The sequence below is a fragment of the Bradyrhizobium sp. WSM4874 genome, from assembly GCF_055811835.1.
This window is the reverse complement of sequence record NZ_JBVVPR010000044.1, coordinates 1-20,717: the sequence shown is the minus strand read 5'-3', so window position 1 is coordinate 20,717 and position 20,717 is coordinate 1. Positions and strand designations below refer to the sequence as shown.

Here is a 20,717-nt window from a genome sequence, read left to right as displayed (position 1 = left end):
CCTAGTCGTGTCACGTCCGTCATCCCGCCCGAATGTGTCGAGTTGACTGCCCAGATTCAGGCCGCCCGCCTTTTGCGGTGCCCTTGATACAGATCAAACCGGCAACCGACCGCCCCGTTCATAGACGAACCTCAGGCCGATGTGTTTTCCGGCTTCCGAACCGAGACCTCGCATGTCGGACATCGCTAAATACAGCGTGATGGAGCGCTTGCGGGACGGCAGCACGGCCCGAATCCGAACGTTGCGGCCGGCCGACGAGGCCGCTGTCCTCGACGCGCTGGATCAGACCAACGACAAGGAACGCGCCTTCTTCATGGATGCCGACTTTAGAAATCACGTCGCGCTAGTGTCCGAAGTCAGGCAACCCGGGGCGGTTCACTTGCGAACGCGCCGGTATCGACGGCCTGACGTTTCACGATCTGCGCGGCACGGCCGTGGTTCGCCTTGCGATCGCGGGCGCCAGCGTGCGTGATTCATCTCGCTGCCGTCTTCTCGTTCTGCTCAGAGTCCTGCGGGCTGGCCGACAATCGCCCCTCAGGCGACATACTTGAAGCGCGGGCCTCCGTGCAGTCCCTGGTGTGGACCTGACTCGATCGGCGCGCCCAGGACGTCCTTGATCGCCTGTTCAAGTTCGTCGCGCATCAGACCGATGGCGTCCTCGATTTGCCCGGGAGCGCCATCAAAGACGCCTTGCAATGCGCGCAGCAGCTTGGAATAGGCTGCGTCGCAAGCATCCGCCAATCCGACGACTTTCCCATCGAACTGCTGAAGCGGGGGGTCATCGACCATCTGGATGACGTCTCTCGCATCATCAATGGCGATGGTTTGCGCGGGATCAAAGCTGAATTTGAGTGGAGATGCCGGATCCGGCATGATCTTCATCCCCTTCGCCAGTTCCTCGAATCGGTAATAATGGGCAACGCCGGTTGCGCTAGCCGGCGAGGTCGGCGTGCCCTCCCCTTGCTCCACGATCGTGTTGATTGCCACCACGGCACTATCGACGTCGGTGACGGCTACCGCTGCGAGTGGCCCGGCCACCTGCCTGCCGGGGTTTCCGGTGAAGATGGAATTACCTTGCCGCACGATCTCGGCGCGGATCGCTGCATAGAACTGTCCAATCGTCCTGATCTGCGGCGGGAACCCAAATAGTACGGCTTTGACCGGAATCTTCAGGGGAGTCTCCGGCTCTTCGATCACCATGAAGATCTGCTCGACCGGATCCCTGGAATAGCGCTTGAGGTGCACCACCAAGCTCGACTCGATTCCCATCGGCAGATGGTCCGATAGCTTGGGACGAATGATGCGTTTGCAATTTGCGGCACCCCGCCGATTGCATTGAGGATGTTGCAGGCGAAACCAAAGGGAGGCAAGAGGAAGGCCTTCGATATTCCGCTGTCGCGACAGATGATCCTTTGCCTCGTCCGCGCAATCCGGTTCGGCAGACAGATATATCTATGCAAGCACATCATCTGCGAAGCCAGCAGCAGGCGATCAGCAGGGCCGTATTTTCTGCGTTGGGCGCATCGATGATTCAAGAACGTTCGTTGCAGGCATGGCTCGGAAGAGGTGGCAGCCGACGTGAGACTCAACGGGCCCCTTCCGATAGAAAACAAGGTGCAGCCGTACCGGCTGCTCGAATTGAACAGGGATCAATCTGGATCTCTGCGCGTTGAAATTTCGACGGTTCTGCGCTGGCGCGTGGATCGGTCCAATCCATCATCGGCAAGTTTGAGCTAGCTCCAGCTAATACGGTCCATGCTCACCGTGCCGACAACCACGCCTGCACACCTTCGGCCCACACTGGCCGATCGGCACCTGAAAATCGCTGGTTAATCGCAGACAAGACGAGGACTCGCTGCCCGCCAGCTTCCGCTTCTGGAGACGTGCTCCAGCTTGGGACGCCCCAGTGCTTTTCCAGATCCGACTTTCCGGTAGCCCTCTTTCGTCTGTCAATCGTCTGGTCGAGCCGTTACGGTTCCTATGCAATCGGAGAACGGAGCACTATGCGCTTGGCGATACCATGGCGACCTTTTTTTGCGCGGACCTTCACCGCTGCGCTGGCCATTGCATGGTTGCTGGCGACCCCATCTCAAAGTCAAGCGGCTGGTCCAACGCCGAAACGCATTCTGATGCTGCATTCATACGGTCTTCGCTTCCAGCCGTGGGCCGACTATTCCGAGGCCCTTCGCGCCGGAATAAGCCAACGTCCTTTCGTGACCTTTCAGGACCATTCGCTTCTGAATGCCCGGACGGCCAGCGACAAATCAGACGCAGCATTTGTCGACTACCTTCGTGCGCTCAACCATGATCAGCAGCCCGACCTTATCATCGCTATCGGCTCGCCCGCCGCGAATTTCGTGCAGGCGCACCGGAAGGACCTTTTTCCGACAACCCCTATGCTCTTCACGTTGGTAGAGCGTCGCCGGGTGGACCTCGACAAGCTGACCGAATACGACACGGTGGTGGCGGTTGCCAACAACGACGTCGCTTTTTTTGATAACGTTGTGCGCGTCCTGCCCCAAACAAAGACCATCGCCATTGTTGTGGGAGCTTCGCCGGGCGAAACATTTTGGCGGAACGAATTGGCCAAATCCACCGCGCTGTTTGCCGATCGCGTGCAGTTTCGGTGGTACGATGAGCTTTCCTTTGAGGATATGCTCAAAGACGCGGCCAACCTCCCGCCACACAGCGCCATTTTTTGGCTTGGCTTGACTATCGATGCGGCGGGAGTGGCCTATGAAGGCAATAGCGCGTTCTCACGGCTTTTTGACGCCGCCAACGCACCGATCTTTTTCCACGATTCGATCTTTTTCGGTAAGGGCATCGTCGGCGGTCCAATGCAGGTCATTGCCGGGCAGGGCAAGAAGGCCGCGGAGGTCGCCCTCCGCATCCTTGACGGTGAAAGGGCCGGCGACATCAAGCCTACATTCGTCGTTCCGGCAGCGCCTATGTTCGACTGGCGACAAATGCAGCGCTGGGGAATTTCCGAGAGCCGTCTGCCGCCTGGCAGCACCATCTACTTCCGCGAGCCGTCGGTGTGGGACCGGTATTGGTGGCAGATCTCGTTGATCACCGGAGTTATACTTTTGCAAGGCGGGCTTATATCGACCCTGCTTCGCGAGCATCATCGACGTCATTTGGCGGAAGTGCAGTCCCGGCAACGCATGGCCGAACTGGCCCATGTTAATCGCTTCTCGACGGCTGGCGAACTGACCGCAACAATCGCGCACGAAATCAACCAGCCGCTCGGGTCCATTCTGACTAATGCCGAGACCGCGCAGTTAATCTTAAAATCTCAGAACCCTGACATTTCGGGGCTGGCCGAGATTGTTGACGATATCTTGCGGGATGACCGGCGCGCCAGCGAAGTCATCCGGAGGATGAGGAGCCTCCTTAAGAAGGCACCTTTCGAGCTGAAAAAACTGGATCTCAATGATCTTGTTCGTGAGACCATCGAATTTCTTTCGATGCTGGCCGTTGGACGAAAAGTGGAGCTGATTGGACAGATCATGCCGGAGGCGCTTCCGATCCTGGGCGACCGCATCCAACTTCAGCAAGTCATTCTGAACCTTGTCGTGAACGCGATCGAGGCGATGAAGGACACTCCTAACGAAAGCCGCATCATCAGCATCGAGACCTCGCGCGCCGAGGGCTCTGCCGAGCTGTCCGTGTCGGATCGCGGATCGGGCATTCCAAAAGACGAATTAAAGGAAGTCTTCGAACCCTTCTTTACCAGCAAAGCGGAAGGCATGGGCATGGGCCTGTCCATCGCCCACACTATCGTTGAAGCGCACCAAGGGGTGATAGCCGCAAAAAATCGAGATCACGGCGGTGCAACGTTCACGATCAGACTTCCTCTTGTTTAATCGGGCAGGACGGTCGGAATCAACACAAAGGCCCTCCTTGCGGACGGCACTTAGATGCCCAAGGCTCCAGTTGCCGAATTCACTAACCATTGGACTGGCGTGGAAATGAAACGCGAGGACTTATTGGCGAGGTTACAAAAGTTGGCCGTCGCGGCTGCTTTGGGGATGCTTGGATCCGAATTGGTGATCACAGCCGTCTCCGCCCAATCATCGGCAAATTGCCGTGCCTAGGCCGAGGACTACTCTCTGCGCTACTCGATGCACGCAAGGTCCAATTTCAGAATCGGGGGCCGTCGCGCTGGCGTTAGCACGTTGGCCACCCATAGGTCCCGCGCCGCTCAACGGTCCACGCTCTTTGACAACGCCTATGCACGTTGCAAGCGCGGCCGATGGCGTAATGGGCATCGGCACGGCAGTCGATCCGGGGGACTCGGTGCAGCAGGCTATTCTCTCTTCGAGCGATCCAGGTGGAAGAACGAAAGTGAAGCCTAGTAGAGCCTTAGGCCCGCTACGCCCAACGCCAGATTGATGCCGAATACGCCCTCGACCGACAGCGGTTGCAGCGAGATCGTGCGGTTGGATCCTCCTATAAGCACATTAGCGCCGAGTCCAATACCGAGCGACGCGTTCCGCCTGCCCCTACGAGGTCCCTTGCAACGCGCCTGGACCGATATGGCTCGTCGGCGCAAAGACTCTCCAGAATAATCTTCCCGCGCCGGTGACGCCTACATCCAAGCCAAGGCGAGTTATCCTGCCCCTATAGCGATACAGCAGATCTGCGATCCGGGCGAGGACGCCGACTGAAAGAGGGGCACGGCGGCGAAGGTTCCGTGGCCGACCTGGTCAGCGAGCGTCGACAATAGGGGTCGATGATCTCGCTCTTAAGCGCGCCGTCTGGCGCTTGCTGCGCGGCATGGTATGGAACGGCGCCGGCGGCTGGGTGATCTTGTCGTGGAAATTGAACTTCCCGCGCACGGTCTCGATGACCTTGAACCGGCGCGGATAGCGAGCCTTCCGGCATGTCCCACTCCAAACGGGCGCACCGCGCTCCCGAGGATGGCATTTCAGGGCAGGTGCACGCTATCGAGTTGATCTGACCACGGCAAGCCTACAGCACGGACAAGGGTAAATACCGATTTCGCGGCACACGTGGCGCGTTAACGTAACACGGACAGGTACCGACGCAGGAAGTCCATCATGGCTGCCAACACTGCTAACGGCCCGCTACTTCTAGTGAAGAAGCTCGGGGGCGTCATGCTGATCCTTCTCGGCATCATCGGCATTGCCGTTGGTCTTGAATATCGTACCACGGGATTCTCGACCGGAATAACTGGAGCGGGTATTGTAGCGCTTCTCTTGGGCATGGCGCTTCTCGCGCTCAAAATCATCCGTCGTAACGCCAGTTAGTCGGTCATCTTGTACCCGGTGTGGCGCCCCGCGATCCGCCATGATCGCCGCGACGCGTATCGCGTCGATATAACGGTCCGGGAGCAGAGCGACCGGTGGATCTCTCGAAGGGGAGGAAAAGGATGGATCAACGCCAAGTGGACGCGTCCGCGATCATGATCGCACTCACGTGTTTTACAGCCCCCATGGCTGCTGCGATGCTCGGATATACCGCTCATTACAATTTTGGGCTGACTAGGCAGGAAATCCGCACCTTAGCGATAATCGGCGCAATCACCATTGCAATTGCTGTTGCCACGCTAATGGCGATCGATTTTTTCTATCGAAGGCTGCGCAAACCATGATCCATCCCATGAGGTTGGCATCCCTGATCGCGCTGGTGATTTTGGTTCCCAGCCCAGTGAGACGGCTCGACGCCTGTGAACAGCCGCTTCACATTGGATTTGCCTGCGAATGGAACAGCACAAAGCAGCCCAAGCGGACAGCCACCCACCGAACTCGGGCATTCAGGACAACGGCGGAATCCCTTAGGGCGCCACGAGTTTCTTCCGAATGGCGTAGCGGACTAGTTCGGCCGTGGAGGACATCCCTAGCTTGCGCATGGCCGATGCACGATGGGTCTCGACGGTCTTTACGCTCAACTGCAACAGGTCACTTATGGATCTGTTGGTGTGCCCTTCCGCAATCAACTGGACCACGCTCTGCTCGCGCGACGTTAGTAGGGTGTCTGACCTGCCCTGCTTGTTGAGCTGATAGTCGTGGAGCAGCTTCTCCACCAGAGCACTGGTGAAGTAGGGCCTGCCGTCGAGCAACGCTTCGATTGCGGAAATCAGATGCTTCTTAGCATCCGACTTGAACAAAAAACCGCGGACGCCCGCCAGAATAGCTTCAGTCAGCAGTTCCTCATCCTCATGCATCGTCAAGATCAGCACTTCCGTATGCAGATCGAGTGCCTTCAGCCGGCGGCTGACCTCCAAACCGTTCATGAGCGGCATCGAGTAATCGACGATCACGGCGTCCGATCTCGTCTCGACAGCCAAACTGACTGCTTGTTCACCGTTCGTCGCTTCGCCGGTGACAATCCAGTTGGATTGCGTTTCAACAATCGCGCGAAGTCCCGAACGTACGACCGCATGATCATCCGCAATTAAGATGCGTTTCATGGCGCCGTTCTCGATTCCGGCCGCACCCCTGGAGACGCTCAGTGCGGCAAGGTCAGACGATCATGCCGCTCATGGTTCTAAGCGCCATCCTGCAAAACCCTGAGCCTGCCACCGCGAATGTACCGACGTGGCGGTCCTCAAGAACATCATACGCAGTCATGCCTCGACCAGATGCGAACGAACAGCGTACCGAACCAAACCTGCGGCTGAGTTCACCTCCAGCTTGCGCATCGCGGCCGCTCGATGAGCTTCAGTCGTCTTGACGCTGAGGTTCAGGATCGCGCTAATGCCTTTGTTGCTGTAACCCTCCGCCACCAGTTTGACCACAAGCTGCTCGCGTGGCGTAAGCCTCCGGCGCCCATCTACGCCCTCGCCGCCGTGATCGAGCTCGTCTCGACAGCTTTCGCTGCAGAACCGCTTGTGCGCCAGAAGTGCGTCGACGGCCGCCAACAGCAATCTGTTAGCATCCGACTTCGCGAGAAACGCGCGGGCGCCTGCCTCAAACGCCTGCTGCGCCAGCAGACCCGACTTGTGGACCGTGAAGATCAACACCTCCGTCTGCAACGGATAATCCCTGATCCGCCGTGCGACCTCCACGCCGGTCATCCGCGGCATGGAGAAGTCGATGATGGCCACGTGCGGCCGGCTTTCGATTGCCGCTGTCAATGCCTTGCTGCCGTCGTTCGCCTCGGCAACGACTTCCCAATCGGCCCGCTGTTCGAGCACCGCTCGCAAGCCCGATCGCACCGCTTCGTGATCATCCGCGATAAGAATGCGTTTCATGGCAGAGCACTCCAATGTCGTTACGCAGTAGCCACCCGCCACCGGTAACCCTTCTTCTTCTTCTTCTCTCAGTGGGCCCCTGCGCGGACCCTCACGGAGGTCGTTGCCCTTCGCCGGCTATCCGCATTCGTCGCGAGCTCACGCGGAAGTACCGCGCGCAAGATGGTGCCGGGGCGCCGTGATGCCGGATCGGATCTGATGTCCAGCGTCCCTCCAATCTGCTCGAGCCTTGCCCTCATCGCCGGAATCCCGACGCCGATTGAAGTCGCCCTTGCTCGTTGCTTGCCGTAGTCTGCGCCAAACCCCTGCCCGTTGTCGCTGACCGTCAATCGAAATTGGTTATCGACCGCGTCGATGACGATGCTCACTTCTGTCGCTTGCGCATGGCGAAATATGTTCGTGAGCGCTTCCTGGACGATCCGCAGCAATGTCCGCTGCTTCTCGTACGGGAGACGATCGACCTCGGGCACGATCCTGCTCGTGACCCGCAATGAGGTCCGAACCGCAAATCCATCGGCGTAGTTTTCTATCGCGGCTTTTAGCTTGTCGACCGTCAGAGTTCGGGGGTGCAGCAGATACGAGAAGGCACGAATTTCTCTGAGGGCCTCGTCGATTGACGCATCGATGTCATCGCAAAGCCGTTCGGCGTCGACCGTATCGCTGATGCTTCGCCGGATCCGCATCAGGCCGAGGCTCGCGGCAATTAAATGCTGACAAGTCGAATCGTGGAGATCGGAAGCAATCCGTTGCTGGATTCCCTCCTGGATGGACGCCAAATCGAGGTCGACATGCGCGTTGTCCGATCCGTGGGTCGCGGCGTCGGGTGCGCTATTGTGCACGCGACGATGGCTCCCGATCAGCCGGTTCGCGCCACTGCCGGCCGGATCCACGACGGGAACAATCGTCGTTTCCATATTTTGCAGCGGGCCCGCGCACTCTACGCCGCGTTCGGCCTTGTGCTGCTTACCCAGCCCGCCTCGGGTGCCTTGATCCTCACCTACCTCCTCGGCGCGGTGCTGTTCGCCTCAGGCGTCATTCGATGCGTGCTGAGCTTCGCCCATTGGCGGCAAAACGGATGGATGATGCTGATCTCGGGCATTTTTGGGCTGCTCGCCGGCGTGCTGATCCTATTCGGCTTTCCGACCATCAGCGTCTGGGCCCTCGGATTTCTGCTTGGCGTCGATCTGATTTCGCACGGCCTCGCCTGGCTGCTTTACGCTCTTCAGGCGGCGCGGCGAACCGCCTAACAAAGGAGAAGAAACATGATGGACACACCGAGCCGTCGGGCTTTCCTTGGCCTCGCTCAAAATGCCGTCGCTGCCGTGGCGATCGGCGCCATCGGCGTTCGTTTCATTGAGGCCGCGGACGCAATGCCTATTGCTCACGATCTCGGCCAGACCAGCAAGCGATCGAATCACCTGACGCAAGCACAATGGGGACCACCCCCTCGCCCAGGCTGGGGTCCGCCGCGATCGCCGCGGCGCCGGCGTCGCTGGGTGTGCTGGTGGCATCGCGGTCGTCGCCGTTGCGGATGGCGGTGGCGCTAACAACGCGTCCTCGCGCAATCCGGGGGCGACAGAGCGCCGCGAAGCCGGCACCAGTCCCAATCAGACGAGGGAGGCAGCCTTGCGCATCACGAATGGATGGGTCGTTGGGACCTTTCTGGCAGCTCTTCTCGTTGCGGCAACCTGGTATTGCGTGGCGGTATGGCAGGCAACTCCGTCCATGCCGCTTTACCGCAACGTCATCCTGGGAGGCGCTGCAATCCTGATGCTGGTCACCGGCTGCGGCCTGATCGCGCTGATGTTCTACAGCCGCCGCAAGGGCTACGACGAACCCGCGCGCAGCAATCGCATGCGGCGGGAGTAGCGAGGCGCCGGTGAAGCACTGACCCGGCTCCAGATCCGTTGCAAGGAGCGGACAATGAACTTTGCTGGCGTCTCGATCAGCCTGCCGGGGGCAACTCTCCTGATGGTCATCGCCGGCGGATCGGCCCAAACCCAGTCGACTTCGGCCGCGCCACCCGCGGTCGGCATCGTGGAAGCGGCCAGGCGGCCGATCACCGAGAGCAGTGAGTTTCTCGGGCGGATCGAGGCGATCAATCGGGTCAACCTCGTTGCTCGCGTCACTGCATTTCTGGAACGGCGCCTGTTCGAGGAAGGCGCCGAGATCAGCAAAGGCGATGAGCTCTATCGGCTTGAGCGTGGCCCCTTCGAATCGGATCTCGCATCGAAACAGGCGCAGGTGTCCCAGCTTGAGGCCACATTCGAGAATGCCAAGCTGACAACCGAACGCGCGCGGACCTTGCTCGGAGGCCCTGCCGGGCAACAGTCCACCTACGACGCAGCAATCGCGAACCAGCGCAGCCTCGAAGCCCAGGTGCGAGCCGCGCAAGCCGGGGTCCAGGCCTCTCAGATCAATCTCGATTACACAGTGATCAGCGCGCCAATCGCCGGCAAGATCGGACGAACGGCGGTGACGGTGGGCAACGTCGTCAGTCCAAGCTCGGGGGCACTGACCAGCATCGTCAGCCAAGACCCGATGTATGTCACCTTTCCCGTGCCGGTGCGTCAGGGACTGGAGCTGCGCGAACGATACGCGCCGCAAGGCGGTCTGGAAGCCGTGGTCATCAGGCTGCGACTGCCGAACGGGCGAATGTACGGAAAAACCGGCAAGCTGAACTTCGTCGACAATACCATTGCCCAGAGCACTGATACGATCACCGTGCGTGGCGAGATCGCCAATCCGATCCTGCGGGCGCCCTCGGCGGCCGGTGTCTCCGTTCACGAGTTGACCGATGGCGAGTTCGTGACCGTAGTGCTTGAGGGCGTTCAGCCGGTCGAGGTGCTGGTGATCCCTCGCTCGGCCGTGCTCTCCGATCAGCAGGGCAACTATGTTCTCGCTGTCGGCGCCGACAACGAAGCCGAACAGCGTCGCATCCAGCTCGGGCAATCGACCCCGACTGTCGCGGCGGTGATCTCCGGACTTGCGGCCGGCGACAAGGTGATTGTCGAAGGCCTGCAGCGGGTTCGTCCCGGCCAGACCGTGTCGCCAGGACCAGCCAGCGCGCTGATCCTGTCGAGCATGAAAGCCGCCGCAGATGGCACGGCTCCGCAAACGGATCACGGCCCCTCCGGCAAGGCTCGTCCGGCGGATAACAAACCATGATGTCCGCCGTCTTCATCGATCGTCCGCGGCTTTCGATGGTGATCGCATTCATCATCACGATTGCCGGCGCACTGGCGCTGGCGCAAATCCCGGTGGCGCAATTTCCAGACATCGTGCCGCCACAGGTCACGGTCGCCGGCATCTTCCCTGGCGCGTCCGCCGAGGTTGTAGAGAGCAGTGTCGCCCAGCCGCTGGAGGCGCAGATCATTGGAAGCGACCGCGCACTCTACATGAAATCGACTAGCGCCAATGACGGCAGCTACACACTGACGGTTTCGTTCGCGCTTGGTACCAACCCCGACATCAATACCGTCAACGTCAACAACCGCGTGCAGAGTGCTCTCTCGCAATTGCCCACCGAAGTACAGCAGCAGGGCGTGACGGTGCACAAGCGCTCCTCGTCGATCCTGCAGTTCCTCGTACTCTACAGCGGAAATGGCCAACAGGACCCGCTCTTCATCACCAACTATGCAATCATCAACGTGCTTGATGCGATCGCCAGCACGCCGGGGGTCGGCCAGGCGAACCTGTTCGCGAAGATGAACTACTCGATGCGGATCTGGTTTGACACGCAGCGGCTCACCAGCCTCAACCTCACGCCGTCGGATGTCATTGCCGCGATCCGTACGCAAAGCGTCCAGGCCCCGGTCGGCCGCATCGGCGCGCGCCCGATCAGCGACGACCAGCAGTTCCAGTTCAATGTGCAGACCCTGGGCAGGCTCGCCACAGTCGATCAATTCACCCAAATCGTGCTGCGCGCCAATCCGGACGGTTCATCGCTGCTCGTGGGGGACGTTGCACGTGTCGAAATGGGCGCCCAAAATCTCGACAGTGAAGCGCGGATCGATGGACGTGCGGCCGTGCCGATGGCGATTTATCTGTCGCCGGGTGCCAATGCGGTGACCACCGCACAGGCGGTGACAGCGACGATGCAGCGGCTGTCGCAGCATTTTCCCACCGGGCTGAGCTACCTCGTCCAATACGACTCAACAAGCTTCGTGCGTGCCACCATCGCGGAAGTGTTGCAGACGCTAGGCGAGGCCTTCCTGCTAGTCGTGATCGTGGTGTACCTGTTCCTCGGCAATCTCCGGGCCACCGTGATCCCGGCCATTGCCGTTCCGGTGAGCCTGATCGGCACCTTCGCCGTGCTGCTGGTGCTCGGATATTCGGCCAACACGGTGTCCCTGCTCGCCATGGTGCTCGCCATCGGCATCGTGGTGGACGACGCTATCGTCGTCGTCGAGAACGTCGAGCGGGTTATGGAGGACGAGCCCTCGCTTTCTCCCGCCGAGGCAAGCAAGAAGGCTATGACACAGATCATGGCGCCGATTATCGCGATCACGCTGGTACTGCTCTCCGTGTTCGTGCCCGATCGCTTTCATTCCCGGCATTTCCGGCACGCTGTTTCGCCAGTTTGCAGTGACAATCAGCGCCGCGATGATGATTTCGGCACTGAATGCACTGACGCTGTCGCCGGCGCTGTGCGCGCTGTTCCTGCGCCACACCGGGCCGCGGCGTGGCCTGATCGGTCGTGTGCTTGGCGGCATCGACTGGTTGCGGGACCGCTACAGCAGCGGCGTGCGCCGCTTGGTGCGGAAGGCGGGGCTCTCGCTCCTGCTGATTGCCCTATTCAGCGCCAGCATCTTCGGCATGTCGCTGATCACGCCGACGGGTTTCCTGCCCGAGGAAGATCAGGGAGCCTTCTTCACCTCGGTACAACTGCCGGACGGTGCGTCGGTGGCACGAACCAGCGAAGTCACCCAACAGCTCGAACATATCTTGAAGCAGATGCCCGCCGTCGATCACGTCCTTGCCATCATCGGCTTTTCCCTGCTCGACGGCGCATCCGAACCGAACAGCGCGCTGGTGGTAACGCGCCTGAAGCCGTTTGCCGATCGCAAGGCAGCAACAGATTCTGCGCGAGCGCTGATCGTCCAAACCTTCGCCGCTGGCGCGCAGATCCGCCAAGCCAATGTGCTGCCGTTCAATCTGCCGCCGATCATCGGGCTCTCCACCGGCGGTGGCTTCGAATACCAGCTCCAGGCGTTGGAAGGACAGAACCCGGCCGAAATCTCCAGTGTCACGGGTGCGCTGATCGGCGCTGCCAACGCCGACCCACGGCTCTCGCGCGTCTTTTCGACCTTCACTGCGACCAATCCGTCGATCTATCTCGATATCGACCGCCGCAAGTCCCAGGCGCTCGGAGTGACAATCAGCGACATCTTCACGGCCCTACAAGCGACGCTCGGCGGCATCTACGTCAACAACTTCAATCGGTTTGGCCGCACCTGGCAGGTCAACGTTCAGGGCGAGGCGCTCGATCGCGCCGACATTTCGGACATCTGGCGAATCTATCTGCGTAATGCCACCGGCCAAATGGTGCCGATCAGATCGGTTGCCGGGATCAAGATCGTGACCGGGCCTCAGGTGATCACCCGCTATAACAATTATCGGTCGGTGACGGTAAACGGTAGCCCGGCGCCCGGTGTCTCCTCGGGTACCGCGCTCACAGCGATGGCCCACGTCTCTCATGCCGTACTGCCTGCGGGCTACGGTTTCGACTGGACCGGCACCGCCTATCAGGAGCAACAGGCCGCCGGCCAGACAGGCATTGTGCTCGCGCTTGCCGTGCTGTTCGCGTATTTGTTCCTGGTCGCGCTCTATGAGAGCACGATTATCCCGATCCCGGTCCTGTTGTCGGTCCTGGTCGGCGTGCTCGGCTCCTATGTCGGCATCAAGGTCGCTGGCCTCAATCTCGATCTGTACGGTCAGATCGGGCTCGTGGTGCTGATCGCACTCGCCGCCAAAAACGGCATCCTGATCGTCGAGTTTGCGAAAGAGCAGCGTGAGGCGGGCGTGGCGCTCGAGCAAGCCGCGATCCAGGGCGCACATATGCGTTTCCGCGCAGTGATGATGACTTCCGTTGCCTTCATCCTTGGTCTCCTGCCGCTTGTGATTGCGACCGGCGCCGCCGAGCTCAGCCGCAGGGCTGTCGGCACAGCCGTGTTCGCTGGCATGCTTGCGGCGAGCTCTGTTGGGATCTTCCTGGTGCCGATGCTCTACGTGACGTTTCAGCGCCTGCGCGAGCGGGCAAAGGGGAATTCCAAAGCAACCCGTGGGCCGACATCACCGATCGATGAGACGGTCTAGGCAATGGCAAGCAATCGAAGGCTGGCTGATCGCCCTTCTCGGCCGTGGTCCTCGTCGCGGTCGAATATTTCGCCCCAGCCGCTGTCCGCAAAGCGCTCAATAGGGCTGAACTTCGAGGCCAGAGTGACCGTTAGGCCCGCAAAGCAGGAGGTAACGACATGCTCTCCAAAGTCGTTGTGCGGATGCAAAAAGCCGCGCGCATGGCGGCCATTCTTGCGTCATGCGCCGCTCTCGGTCCTGGGCTGGCGCAGGAGCGCGCTGCCGTGACGGTTTTTGAGAACGTGCGCATTTTCGACGGGAAGAACCAGACCCTCTCCGCTCCGTCGAATGTCCTCATCCGAGGCAACACAATCGAGCGTATTGCGATCGCTCCCATTCCGGTCGATCGTTCCCCGGACACCCGCACTGTGGCAGGCGGCGGACGCGTGCTGATGCCCGGGCTCAGCGACATGCATTGGCATGCGACGATGGTTCGTCCAGCCCCTGCTCAAATGCTTTCAAGCGACTTGGGTTACACGATGCTGCTCGCGGGCGCGGAAGCCACTGCTACGCTGATGCGCGGGTTCACCACCGTCAGGGACATGGGCGGCCCAGCTTTCGCGCTGAAGCGCGCCATCGATGAGGGGGTCGTTGCAGGCCCTCGCATCTATCCGTCGGGGGCCGTCATTACAGTCACCGGCGGCCACGGCGACTTCCGTGAGCTCTGGGAGCTGCCGCAAAGTCTCGGCGGAACGAGCCGCGTCGAGCAGCTTGGTGGAAGCATGATCGCGGATAGTCCCGACGAAGTTCGCAAGCGCACGCGCGAACAGCTCATGCAGGGCGCATCGCAGATCAAGCTGACGGCAGGCGGCGGCGTTGCCTCGCCTTTCAGTCCACTCGATGTGACCACCTTCAGTGAGGCTGAGCTGAGGGCCGCCGTCGAAGCAGCTACCGATTGGGGAACCTATGTGGCGACGCACGCCTATACGCCAAACGCCATTCGACGCTCCGTTGCTGCAGGCATCAAGGTGATCGAGCATGGTCATTTGATGGATGAGCCGACCGCACGTCTCCTTGCGGAGGAGAAGATCTGGCTGAGCACACAGCCCTTCGTGGACCTTGGCGGCGCAGCCATGCTTCCTGCCGCGCAACAAGCGCAGATGCGCCAAGTGGTTGCGGGCACCGACACCACGTACGGGTTTGTCAAAAAATACAAGATCAAGACGGCCTTCGGGACTGATATTCTCTTCTCCAAGGCGTTGGCTGAGCATCAGGGTCAGGGTATCGTGGATCTCACACGTTGGTTCACTCCGGCGGAAGCATTGGCAATGGCGACTTCGGCAAACGGAGAGTTGCTGGCGCTCTCCGGCGCGCGCAACCCCTATCCCGGCAAGCTCGGAGTGGTCGAAGAAGGCGCGTTGGCGGATCTCCTTCTCGTGGACGGCAATCCCCTGGACGACATTCGCCTCATCGCGGATCCGGAGAATAAAATCTTGGTCATCATGAAGGATGGCATCATCTATAAGGACGTTGGTCCGAAATGACCCTCTCCTGACTGGGCGGGATGTTTCGCGCGCGCTGCCGACTTTGCTCGCACCCGCAATTCACGTCCGGAGGTTCAATTGCCGCTGTGGGCTTCCCGATCACAAGCCCGCATCGGAGAGAGGGGCCAAATGAACATCGTCAAGAGTCCCGCGCAGATTGTCTGGCGGTACGTGGCATCTCTCTCAGGTGTTGGATTGGCGTTGGGAGCATTGTTCTTCGCAGCCGCGCTTACGCCGACGCTCGTCCCAAGAAGCTATTTGATCCAGGGAGTCCTTGCCGGCACCTGCTTTGCGATCGGTTACGAGCTGGGCGTGCTCTGGCGCTGGCTATGGCGCTATCTCGAACTTCCCGAGCCATCGCCACGAATCCGATCGGCGGCCAACGTGGCGGTTGCGGTCGGCTGCTTCGTCACGGTCATCTTGTTTCTCTGGCGGGCGGTGGAATGGCAGAATTCGATCCGTAGCGCCATGAACATGGAGCTGGTTGAAACCGCCCATCCCGCCAAAGTCTCCGTGATCGCGCTCATCACGTTTTTCGCACTGTTTTGGCTGGCGAAATCGTTCAAGCTGGTAACCAGTTTTGTCTCCGGCCGGATCCGGCGGTTCGTTCCTAGGAAGATCGCGAACTTCGTCGGCCTTCTCGTGGCCGTCCTGCTGATCTGGTCGACCGCCAACAATCTGCTTATCCGCGCCGCCTTTAGCGCGTTGGATTCTTCGTTCCGGGAATTTGACGCCCTATTTGAACCGGAGCGACCTCAGCCGGGCGAAGCCACCAGAACGGGAAGTGCAGCGTCGCTGGTGAAATGGAATGAGCTCGGCCGTGCCGGACGGGAGTTCGTGGCTTCCGGACCGACCGCCGCGCAGATCGCCGCATTCACCGGCCGTCCCGCCCGGAATCCGCTCCGCGTCTACGTGGGATTGCGCGGCGCAGACACCGCGCGTGGGCGCGCGGAATTGGCGCTTGGCGAGCTCAAGCGCCAGGGAGGCTTTGAGCGGTCCGTGCTCATCGTCGTTACTCCGACGGGAACCGGCTGGATCGACCCGGCTGCAATGGATACGATCGAGTATCTCGCCGATGGCGACGTTGCCAGCGTTGCCGTGCAGTATTCCTATCTCAACAGTCCCTTGTCCCTGCTGTTTCAACCGGAATACGGCGCGGAAGCCGCACGTGCCCTGTTTGCCGTGATTTATGGGCACTGGACGACGCTGCCGAAGGAACGCCGGCCAAGATTATATCTGCATGGCCTTAGCCTCGGCGCCATGAACTCGCAAGACTTCGCTGAGTTGTTCGAGACGATCGGCGATCCGATCGCTGGGGCTCTCTGGAGCGGCTCACCTTTTACGAGCCGGATCTGGCGCTCGATCACCGCGAACCGCAATGCCGCCTCTCCTGCCTGGCTGCCGGAATTTCGTGACGGCCGCTTCGTGCGGTTTATGAACCAGAACGGGCCGACGGTCGCCCCCAGTACGCCGTGGGGGCCGATGCGCGTCGTCTTCCTTCAATATGCAAGTGACCCGATCGTGTTCTTTGACTATCACTATGCCTACCAGCGCCCGACCTGGATCAATGCACCGCGGGGTCCGGACGTTTCAGCCGAACTGCGATGGTATCCGGTCGTGACTATGCTGCAGATCGCCGTTGATATGGCGGTCGCAACGGGCACACCACTCGGTTATGGCCATGTCTACGCGCCAGAACACTATGTCGATGCATGGGTTGCCCTGGCCAATCTCCGAAATTGGTCGGGCGAGGCACTTGGAAGACTTAAGATTCATCTCGGAAGGGCTGCGAACGTCTCTGCCGGCGCCAGCGGCGATAATCCCTACTCCGACAGGGGAGGATAATGGCCGCTTGCGTTGCGCTCAATGCTTCGGCACCGAGAATTGGTCACTCGGCCATCTGTACCGTTTTTCACTTCGACAAGATCAAGTCGACCTCAGCTTTGTCAACGATATCGGCGAGTGCGAGGAATTCTTCGCTGATCGTTCAAGCTGTCGTGCAGGCGGGTTGGGTTTTCTGGTCCACCACACCTTCGATCTGCATCGCCTGCCAGCCGTTCTGCAGTGGCGCACACATCCGCTTCTCTTGCGCCTGGCTCCGCTGCCTTTAGTGAGATCTTGTTTGATGTCCCGGTGCACACGCCGTGCACACGACACCAATTAACAAATTGAAAACACTGAACTCTCGCTCCAATCCATCACTGGACAAGCCGCCGCGCCACTCGTGTCGTGCCATCCGCCGACAGTCAATCAGGAGTCAGCAGCTGCTGAGGCGTCCGAATGACGCCCCTCTTTATCGGGTGCTGTTGGCCGTGGGCTAAAGAAGACCGTTTGAAAAATCAGATGCTCAAACGGCCTCGCTGGCTAAGGCATTGATTTGGTGGGCGCACCAGGGCTCGAACCTGGGACCCGCTGATTAAGAGTCAGCCACCGGTCAAATACAATCAATGGCTTATCGGTCGCACTGTTGCGCTTATCCGGCCGTAGATGGACATTCGTCGCACACCACATTCCACGCCCACCTACAGAGGCCGATTGGAGGCGGTCAATATCCCTTGACGATCTTTTTAGAGCCGGTTTGGTTCGGCTGGAATCGCAATCGCCTCAGCGGATTTACCGTCGACGGCGGATCAGTCGCATTGACATGTGTCGAGGTTCGAGCGGGGAGACCGCTACATGGCTAAACACACTACCATGGAGGCGCTGTTCTCTTACCGCAGGGCAGCTTAACTCGCGACCTCGCGCCTTGATGGCCCGGCAGTAGCCGCCGTTCTTACGCGGTCCACGCAGGCCGGTGCGTCGACGTAAAATTCACGATTCCGACAGAGCCGCTGATTAAGAGTCAGCCACGAATTAGGAACGACTAATGATTAGGCGGTCGCCTCTGAGCATATCGAAATTGGCATCCATCGCATAAGTCCTTCCATGACACTTTCCTATTCCCGGAAGACGAACGAACGATAGGCTTGGCAGGGATCAGCTGAGGTGTCCGCGAGCCTGCCGAACTCCAGTTAGCCGGCTGATTGTGCTTTGCAGTGCCGTCGGACAGGCACACCTCCACAATGGGAACCATATCTGGCGTAACCGGTTGGACTCCTGTAGAGTTTTGCAAACAGCTGGGCACCAGCCGGCACGAAGCCTAGCGCCGGACATCCGTGGGGGACGAATCCCATGATGGACCACGCGACCAGAGTTGGTAATCGATTGTTAGCAGCGTTGCCGCCGGCAGATTTCGCTTTGCTTGCGCCTCACCTGCGGAAAATCGTGCTCGAACGCGACGCCGTACCGATCCGATCGGGTGATCGGATCGACCACCTTCTCTTCCCCTGTGGCGGTGCTGTTACGTTTATCGTGGAGTTGCCGAACGGTCAGAGTGTCGCCGTAGCGGTGATCGGTCATGAAGGTGCGATCGGCCTGACGTCGGCGCTTGGCACATCCCACTCACCCGTGACGGTGGTGGTTCGCGTACCAGGGCCCGTGCTGCAGATTCCGGCGGCGCAATTTTTGTCAGCTCTGGGTCGCAGCCCCGCGATCGCATCCATGGTGCAGATTTTCACGAGATCGCTGCTGACACAGGTTCAGCACGTCGCGGCTTGCAATGCACTACATTCCGTCGAAGCCCGGATGGCCTGCTGGCTGCTTCAAATTCACGACCGGGCGAATGGCAGCACCCCCCTCCCTTTGACGCAGGAAACTATGTCGGAGCTACTGGGCGTCCGGCGCACCACCGTCACGCATGTTGTGAGGGCGTTGCGCGCGTCAAGAGCGTTGAAATCCAACCGCCGCGGTCAGCTCGAGATTGACCGGCCGCGGCTCGAAGCCGTGGCGTGCGAGTGCTACAAGGTGATGAGCCGCAGGATCGATCGGATAATTTCGCGTGGCGGAGCAGGACTTCTTCACGCCGCGCCGGCGCGAGACGCGTGCCAGCCGCCCGGCAACCGACTATCCAGGGCAGGCTCGTAGACCCAGGCCTCTCGCGCGAACCACTCGTGTGTAGCCGCGCAGACCCGGCAATAGGTGCGCGAAAAGAATACCGCGCTGCAGCGAAACCTTTCGCGATCAATTTCGATACCCGTCGAAATAGCGTCGCCCGTTTCCGGGCACTTGATCATCACCACACCCATCTTGACTTCCTGCAACTAGTTGCGGACTCTGGGCACGCTGGTCCGCCATCGACTGGACCGAGCGTCCCCTCGTCGCGGAGACGCCCGTCCAGTCGATCCGCGCGGCCGGTAGCCTCGGTTCAGACGGTCTTGTGCAGCACTCTGTTGAAGCTGGTCTTGATGGGCTCGGTCGTCTCGATCGCAACTTTTTGCGCGAGATCCCAAAGTTCCCGATTCTGTGCGGAGACGACTTCGAAAGCCTCGCGGCTTCGGGCGGTCGAAAGATGCACGATATCCAGCAGCGACCTGGTCTCAGCGAGCCGGGATAAGAACTCCAGGGTGGCGCTGGTATTGTCTTTGGAAATCTCGATGACCTTGGCGCCGTAATCGACGGCCCCTCTGGCGTTCATAGAGCAGGCTTCACGGAGAATGTCGCTGATCTCCTCGGAAGTCGCCTTCATGCTCGCGATATTTTTCTTGGTCTGTGCGGCGCCCTCGGCGAAGCCACGGAGGAGTTCCTGGAAATTCAAAAACGGCAAATCGAACCTTGGGTTTGCACCATTCGTGTTCTCATTCACCGCATCGGCCTGCGTTTCGACTTTCACATCGGCATCATTCACGAGCTTTCATCCTTTCAAGCGAAACTAGTTAATGGATTGAAGACTCCCCGCTCCCGGCATGTACTGCGCCAGGAAACCAGCGCCCCTGTTCTCGGCGTGACGGGAGGCTGCTGCGGATGAACCGCTCGCCCCCTGCCGAAGCCGAATATCATCGATTAAATTCGAACCATCGGTTCGCTTTCGGACTCTCGCTGAAATAATTTGATGGGTTGCGACCAGGCGGAGCAGGCATAAGCTTTAAATCTGCGACGTTGCAGCGGCCGCTCGGGTGCACTCTGAGCTCGCGCGCCGTCCGAGATAGCGCGACCGGCGCAGCTCGCGCTGATGGTTCTCTTCTCGATCCACCCGGTCCCTGAGACTCTCAAGTTCTGCGAGTTGGGAGGCAAGCGCTTCGAGCCGCTGGCGAAGAACAGCAGCGGGGTTGTCCACTCGAGCGCAGATTTTCATGTGAGGTCTCCTTGCAATATGTCCGCGAAAATTCCGCCGGCTTCGACGGTGGGCAAAAAAATATGCAATCACAGGAAAACGCGACTAGCATTCGGCGTGCTGCGTCGCCGATAACGATGCGGCGGCGCGTTAAGAGAGTACTCATGTGCCCAGGCGCGCGGCACGCTCCATTGGGCCAGGCTGCTCAGCATGCGATAACAGCGGGTCGAGCTGTTTTTAATGCTCGGAGCGGGTTGCGCTCGAAAGTCGAGTGGCGGCTCGCTCGCACTCGGGATTGTGGCTCCGCTCGTCGTCTTCATCTGCACAATCGACCCCTCCATATGCGGTCGGATTTCCGGAGTTCCCTCCCGTCGCGAAAGGTCCTTTGCCACCGGCCGCTCCGCCGGATCCGCCGCCACCACCGGATGGCCCTCCAGCAACAGATGCCCCACCATCGCCGCTCGCGCTCCAGATCTCCATGTTTTCGATGGGCCGGTGAAATTGCAGT

Annotated in this window: 17 protein-coding genes and 3 pseudogenes; 11 read left to right on the top strand and 9 right to left on the bottom strand. The window is 60.1% G+C overall.

The window, feature by feature from the left end:
- Positions 1-380 precede the first annotated feature (380 nt).
- A pseudogene (locus AC0L3P_RS31960) lies at positions 381-467 on the top strand (integrase); the annotation flags it as partial.
- 67 nt (positions 468-534) lie between these two features.
- Here AC0L3P_RS31960 and AC0L3P_RS31955 read toward each other — a convergent pair.
- Entirely contained in the window at positions 535-1,299 is a 765-nt protein-coding gene (locus AC0L3P_RS31955; protein ID WP_473308222.1) for a ferritin-like domain-containing protein, read from the bottom strand.
- Positions 1,300-2,129: 830 nt separating this feature from the next.
- Here AC0L3P_RS31955 and AC0L3P_RS31950 point away from each other — a divergent pair.
- Positions 2,130-3,866 carry a sensor histidine kinase gene (locus tag AC0L3P_RS31950; RefSeq protein ID WP_473308220.1) on the top strand — a complete coding sequence of 579 codons (1,737 nt, stop codon included), beginning with the start codon at positions 2,130-2,132 and terminating at the stop codon, positions 3,864-3,866.
- A 488-nt stretch (positions 3,867-4,354) separates the two neighbouring features.
- Here the strand turns inward: AC0L3P_RS31950 and AC0L3P_RS31945 are convergent, their stop codons facing one another.
- The 3 genes and pseudogenes from AC0L3P_RS31945 to AC0L3P_RS31935 form a co-directional block, all read right to left on the bottom strand.
- Positions 4,355-4,462 carry a DUF992 domain-containing protein gene (locus AC0L3P_RS31945; protein ID WP_473308168.1) on the bottom strand — a complete coding sequence of 36 codons (108 nt, stop codon included), beginning with the start codon at positions 4,460-4,462 and terminating at the stop codon, positions 4,355-4,357.
- 43 nt (positions 4,463-4,505) lie between these two features.
- Complete coding sequence (locus AC0L3P_RS31940) at positions 4,506-4,601, bottom strand: DUF992 domain-containing protein (protein WP_473308166.1); 96 nt, start codon at positions 4,599-4,601, stop codon at positions 4,506-4,508.
- A 68-nt stretch (positions 4,602-4,669) separates the two neighbouring features.
- Positions 4,670-4,868: pseudogene (locus tag AC0L3P_RS31935) on the bottom strand (IS66 family transposase); the annotation flags it as partial.
- A gap of 195 nt (positions 4,869-5,063) precedes the next feature.
- On the opposite strand from AC0L3P_RS31935, the gene AC0L3P_RS31930 reads away from it, so the two are divergent.
- Positions 5,064-5,273 carry a hypothetical protein gene (locus tag AC0L3P_RS31930; protein WP_354208688.1) on the top strand — a complete coding sequence of 70 codons (210 nt, stop codon included), beginning with the start codon at positions 5,064-5,066 and terminating at the stop codon, positions 5,271-5,273.
- A gap of 122 nt (positions 5,274-5,395) precedes the next feature.
- Entirely contained in the window at positions 5,396-5,617 is a 222-nt protein-coding gene (locus AC0L3P_RS31925; RefSeq protein WP_473308163.1) for a hypothetical protein, read from the top strand.
- 183 nt (positions 5,618-5,800) lie between these two features.
- On the opposite strand, the gene AC0L3P_RS31920 is transcribed toward AC0L3P_RS31925, so the two are convergent.
- The 3 genes from AC0L3P_RS31920 to AC0L3P_RS31910 all read right to left on the bottom strand — a co-directional run bounded on the left by AC0L3P_RS31920 (position 5,801) and on the right by AC0L3P_RS31910 (position 8,133).
- On the bottom strand, positions 5,801-6,436 hold the full coding sequence (locus tag AC0L3P_RS31920; protein ID WP_473308159.1) for a response regulator: 636 nt from the start codon (positions 6,434-6,436) through the stop codon (positions 5,801-5,803).
- Positions 6,437-6,592: 156 nt separating this feature from the next.
- Positions 6,593-7,219, bottom strand: coding sequence for a response regulator (locus tag AC0L3P_RS31915; protein ID WP_275173333.1), 627 nt, complete (start codon positions 7,217-7,219; stop codon positions 6,593-6,595).
- Positions 7,220-7,287: 68 nt separating this feature from the next.
- Entirely contained in the window at positions 7,288-8,133 is an 846-nt protein-coding gene (locus AC0L3P_RS31910) for a sensor histidine kinase (RefSeq protein ID WP_473308156.1), read from the bottom strand.
- Between the two features lie 3 nt (positions 8,134-8,136).
- Here AC0L3P_RS31910 and AC0L3P_RS31905 point away from each other — a divergent pair, with 3 nt between their 5' ends.
- The 7 genes and pseudogenes from AC0L3P_RS31905 (at position 8,137) to AC0L3P_RS31875 (ending at position 19,023) form a co-directional block, all read left to right on the top strand.
- A complete protein-coding gene (locus tag AC0L3P_RS31905; protein WP_473308154.1) occupies positions 8,137-8,466 on the top strand; it encodes an HdeD family acid-resistance protein in 330 nt (109 codons plus the stop codon).
- A 478-nt stretch (positions 8,467-8,944) separates the two neighbouring features.
- Positions 8,945-9,088 carry a hypothetical protein gene (locus tag AC0L3P_RS31900; RefSeq protein WP_473308151.1) on the top strand — a complete coding sequence of 48 codons (144 nt, stop codon included), beginning with the start codon at positions 8,945-8,947 and terminating at the stop codon, positions 9,086-9,088.
- A 54-nt stretch (positions 9,089-9,142) separates the two neighbouring features.
- Positions 9,143-10,387 carry an efflux RND transporter periplasmic adaptor subunit gene (locus AC0L3P_RS31895; RefSeq protein WP_473308148.1) on the top strand — a complete coding sequence of 415 codons (1,245 nt, stop codon included), beginning with the start codon at positions 9,143-9,145 and terminating at the stop codon, positions 10,385-10,387.
- A pseudogene (locus AC0L3P_RS31890) lies at positions 10,384-13,537 on the top strand (efflux RND transporter permease subunit). Before AC0L3P_RS31895 ends, AC0L3P_RS31890 begins: the two are co-directional and overlap by 4 nt.
- Positions 13,538-13,695: 158 nt before the next feature.
- Positions 13,696-15,060, top strand: coding sequence for a metal-dependent hydrolase family protein (locus AC0L3P_RS31885; protein ID WP_473308145.1), 1,365 nt, complete (start codon positions 13,696-13,698; stop codon positions 15,058-15,060).
- A gap of 129 nt (positions 15,061-15,189) precedes the next feature.
- Positions 15,190-16,905: an alpha/beta hydrolase gene (locus AC0L3P_RS31880; protein ID WP_473308144.1), complete on the top strand. Its 1,716-nt coding sequence runs from the start codon at positions 15,190-15,192 to the stop codon at positions 16,903-16,905.
- A 1,326-nt stretch (positions 16,906-18,231) separates the two neighbouring features.
- The gene (locus AC0L3P_RS31875) at positions 18,232-19,023 is read left to right on the top strand and encodes a Crp/Fnr family transcriptional regulator (protein WP_354255574.1); all 792 of its coding nucleotides are present in this window, start codon (positions 18,232-18,234) and stop codon (positions 19,021-19,023) included.
- A gap of 280 nt (positions 19,024-19,303) precedes the next feature.
- On the opposite strand, the gene AC0L3P_RS31870 is transcribed toward AC0L3P_RS31875, so the two are convergent.
- Both AC0L3P_RS31870 and AC0L3P_RS31865 read right to left on the bottom strand, forming a co-directional pair.
- On the bottom strand, positions 19,304-19,783 hold the full coding sequence (locus AC0L3P_RS31870) for a phasin family protein (RefSeq protein ID WP_354208707.1): 480 nt from the start codon (positions 19,781-19,783) through the stop codon (positions 19,304-19,306).
- 515 nt (positions 19,784-20,298) lie between these two features.
- The coding region (locus tag AC0L3P_RS31865) for a hypothetical protein (RefSeq protein WP_473308140.1) at positions 20,299-20,717 on the bottom strand (419 nt) is incomplete at its 5' end.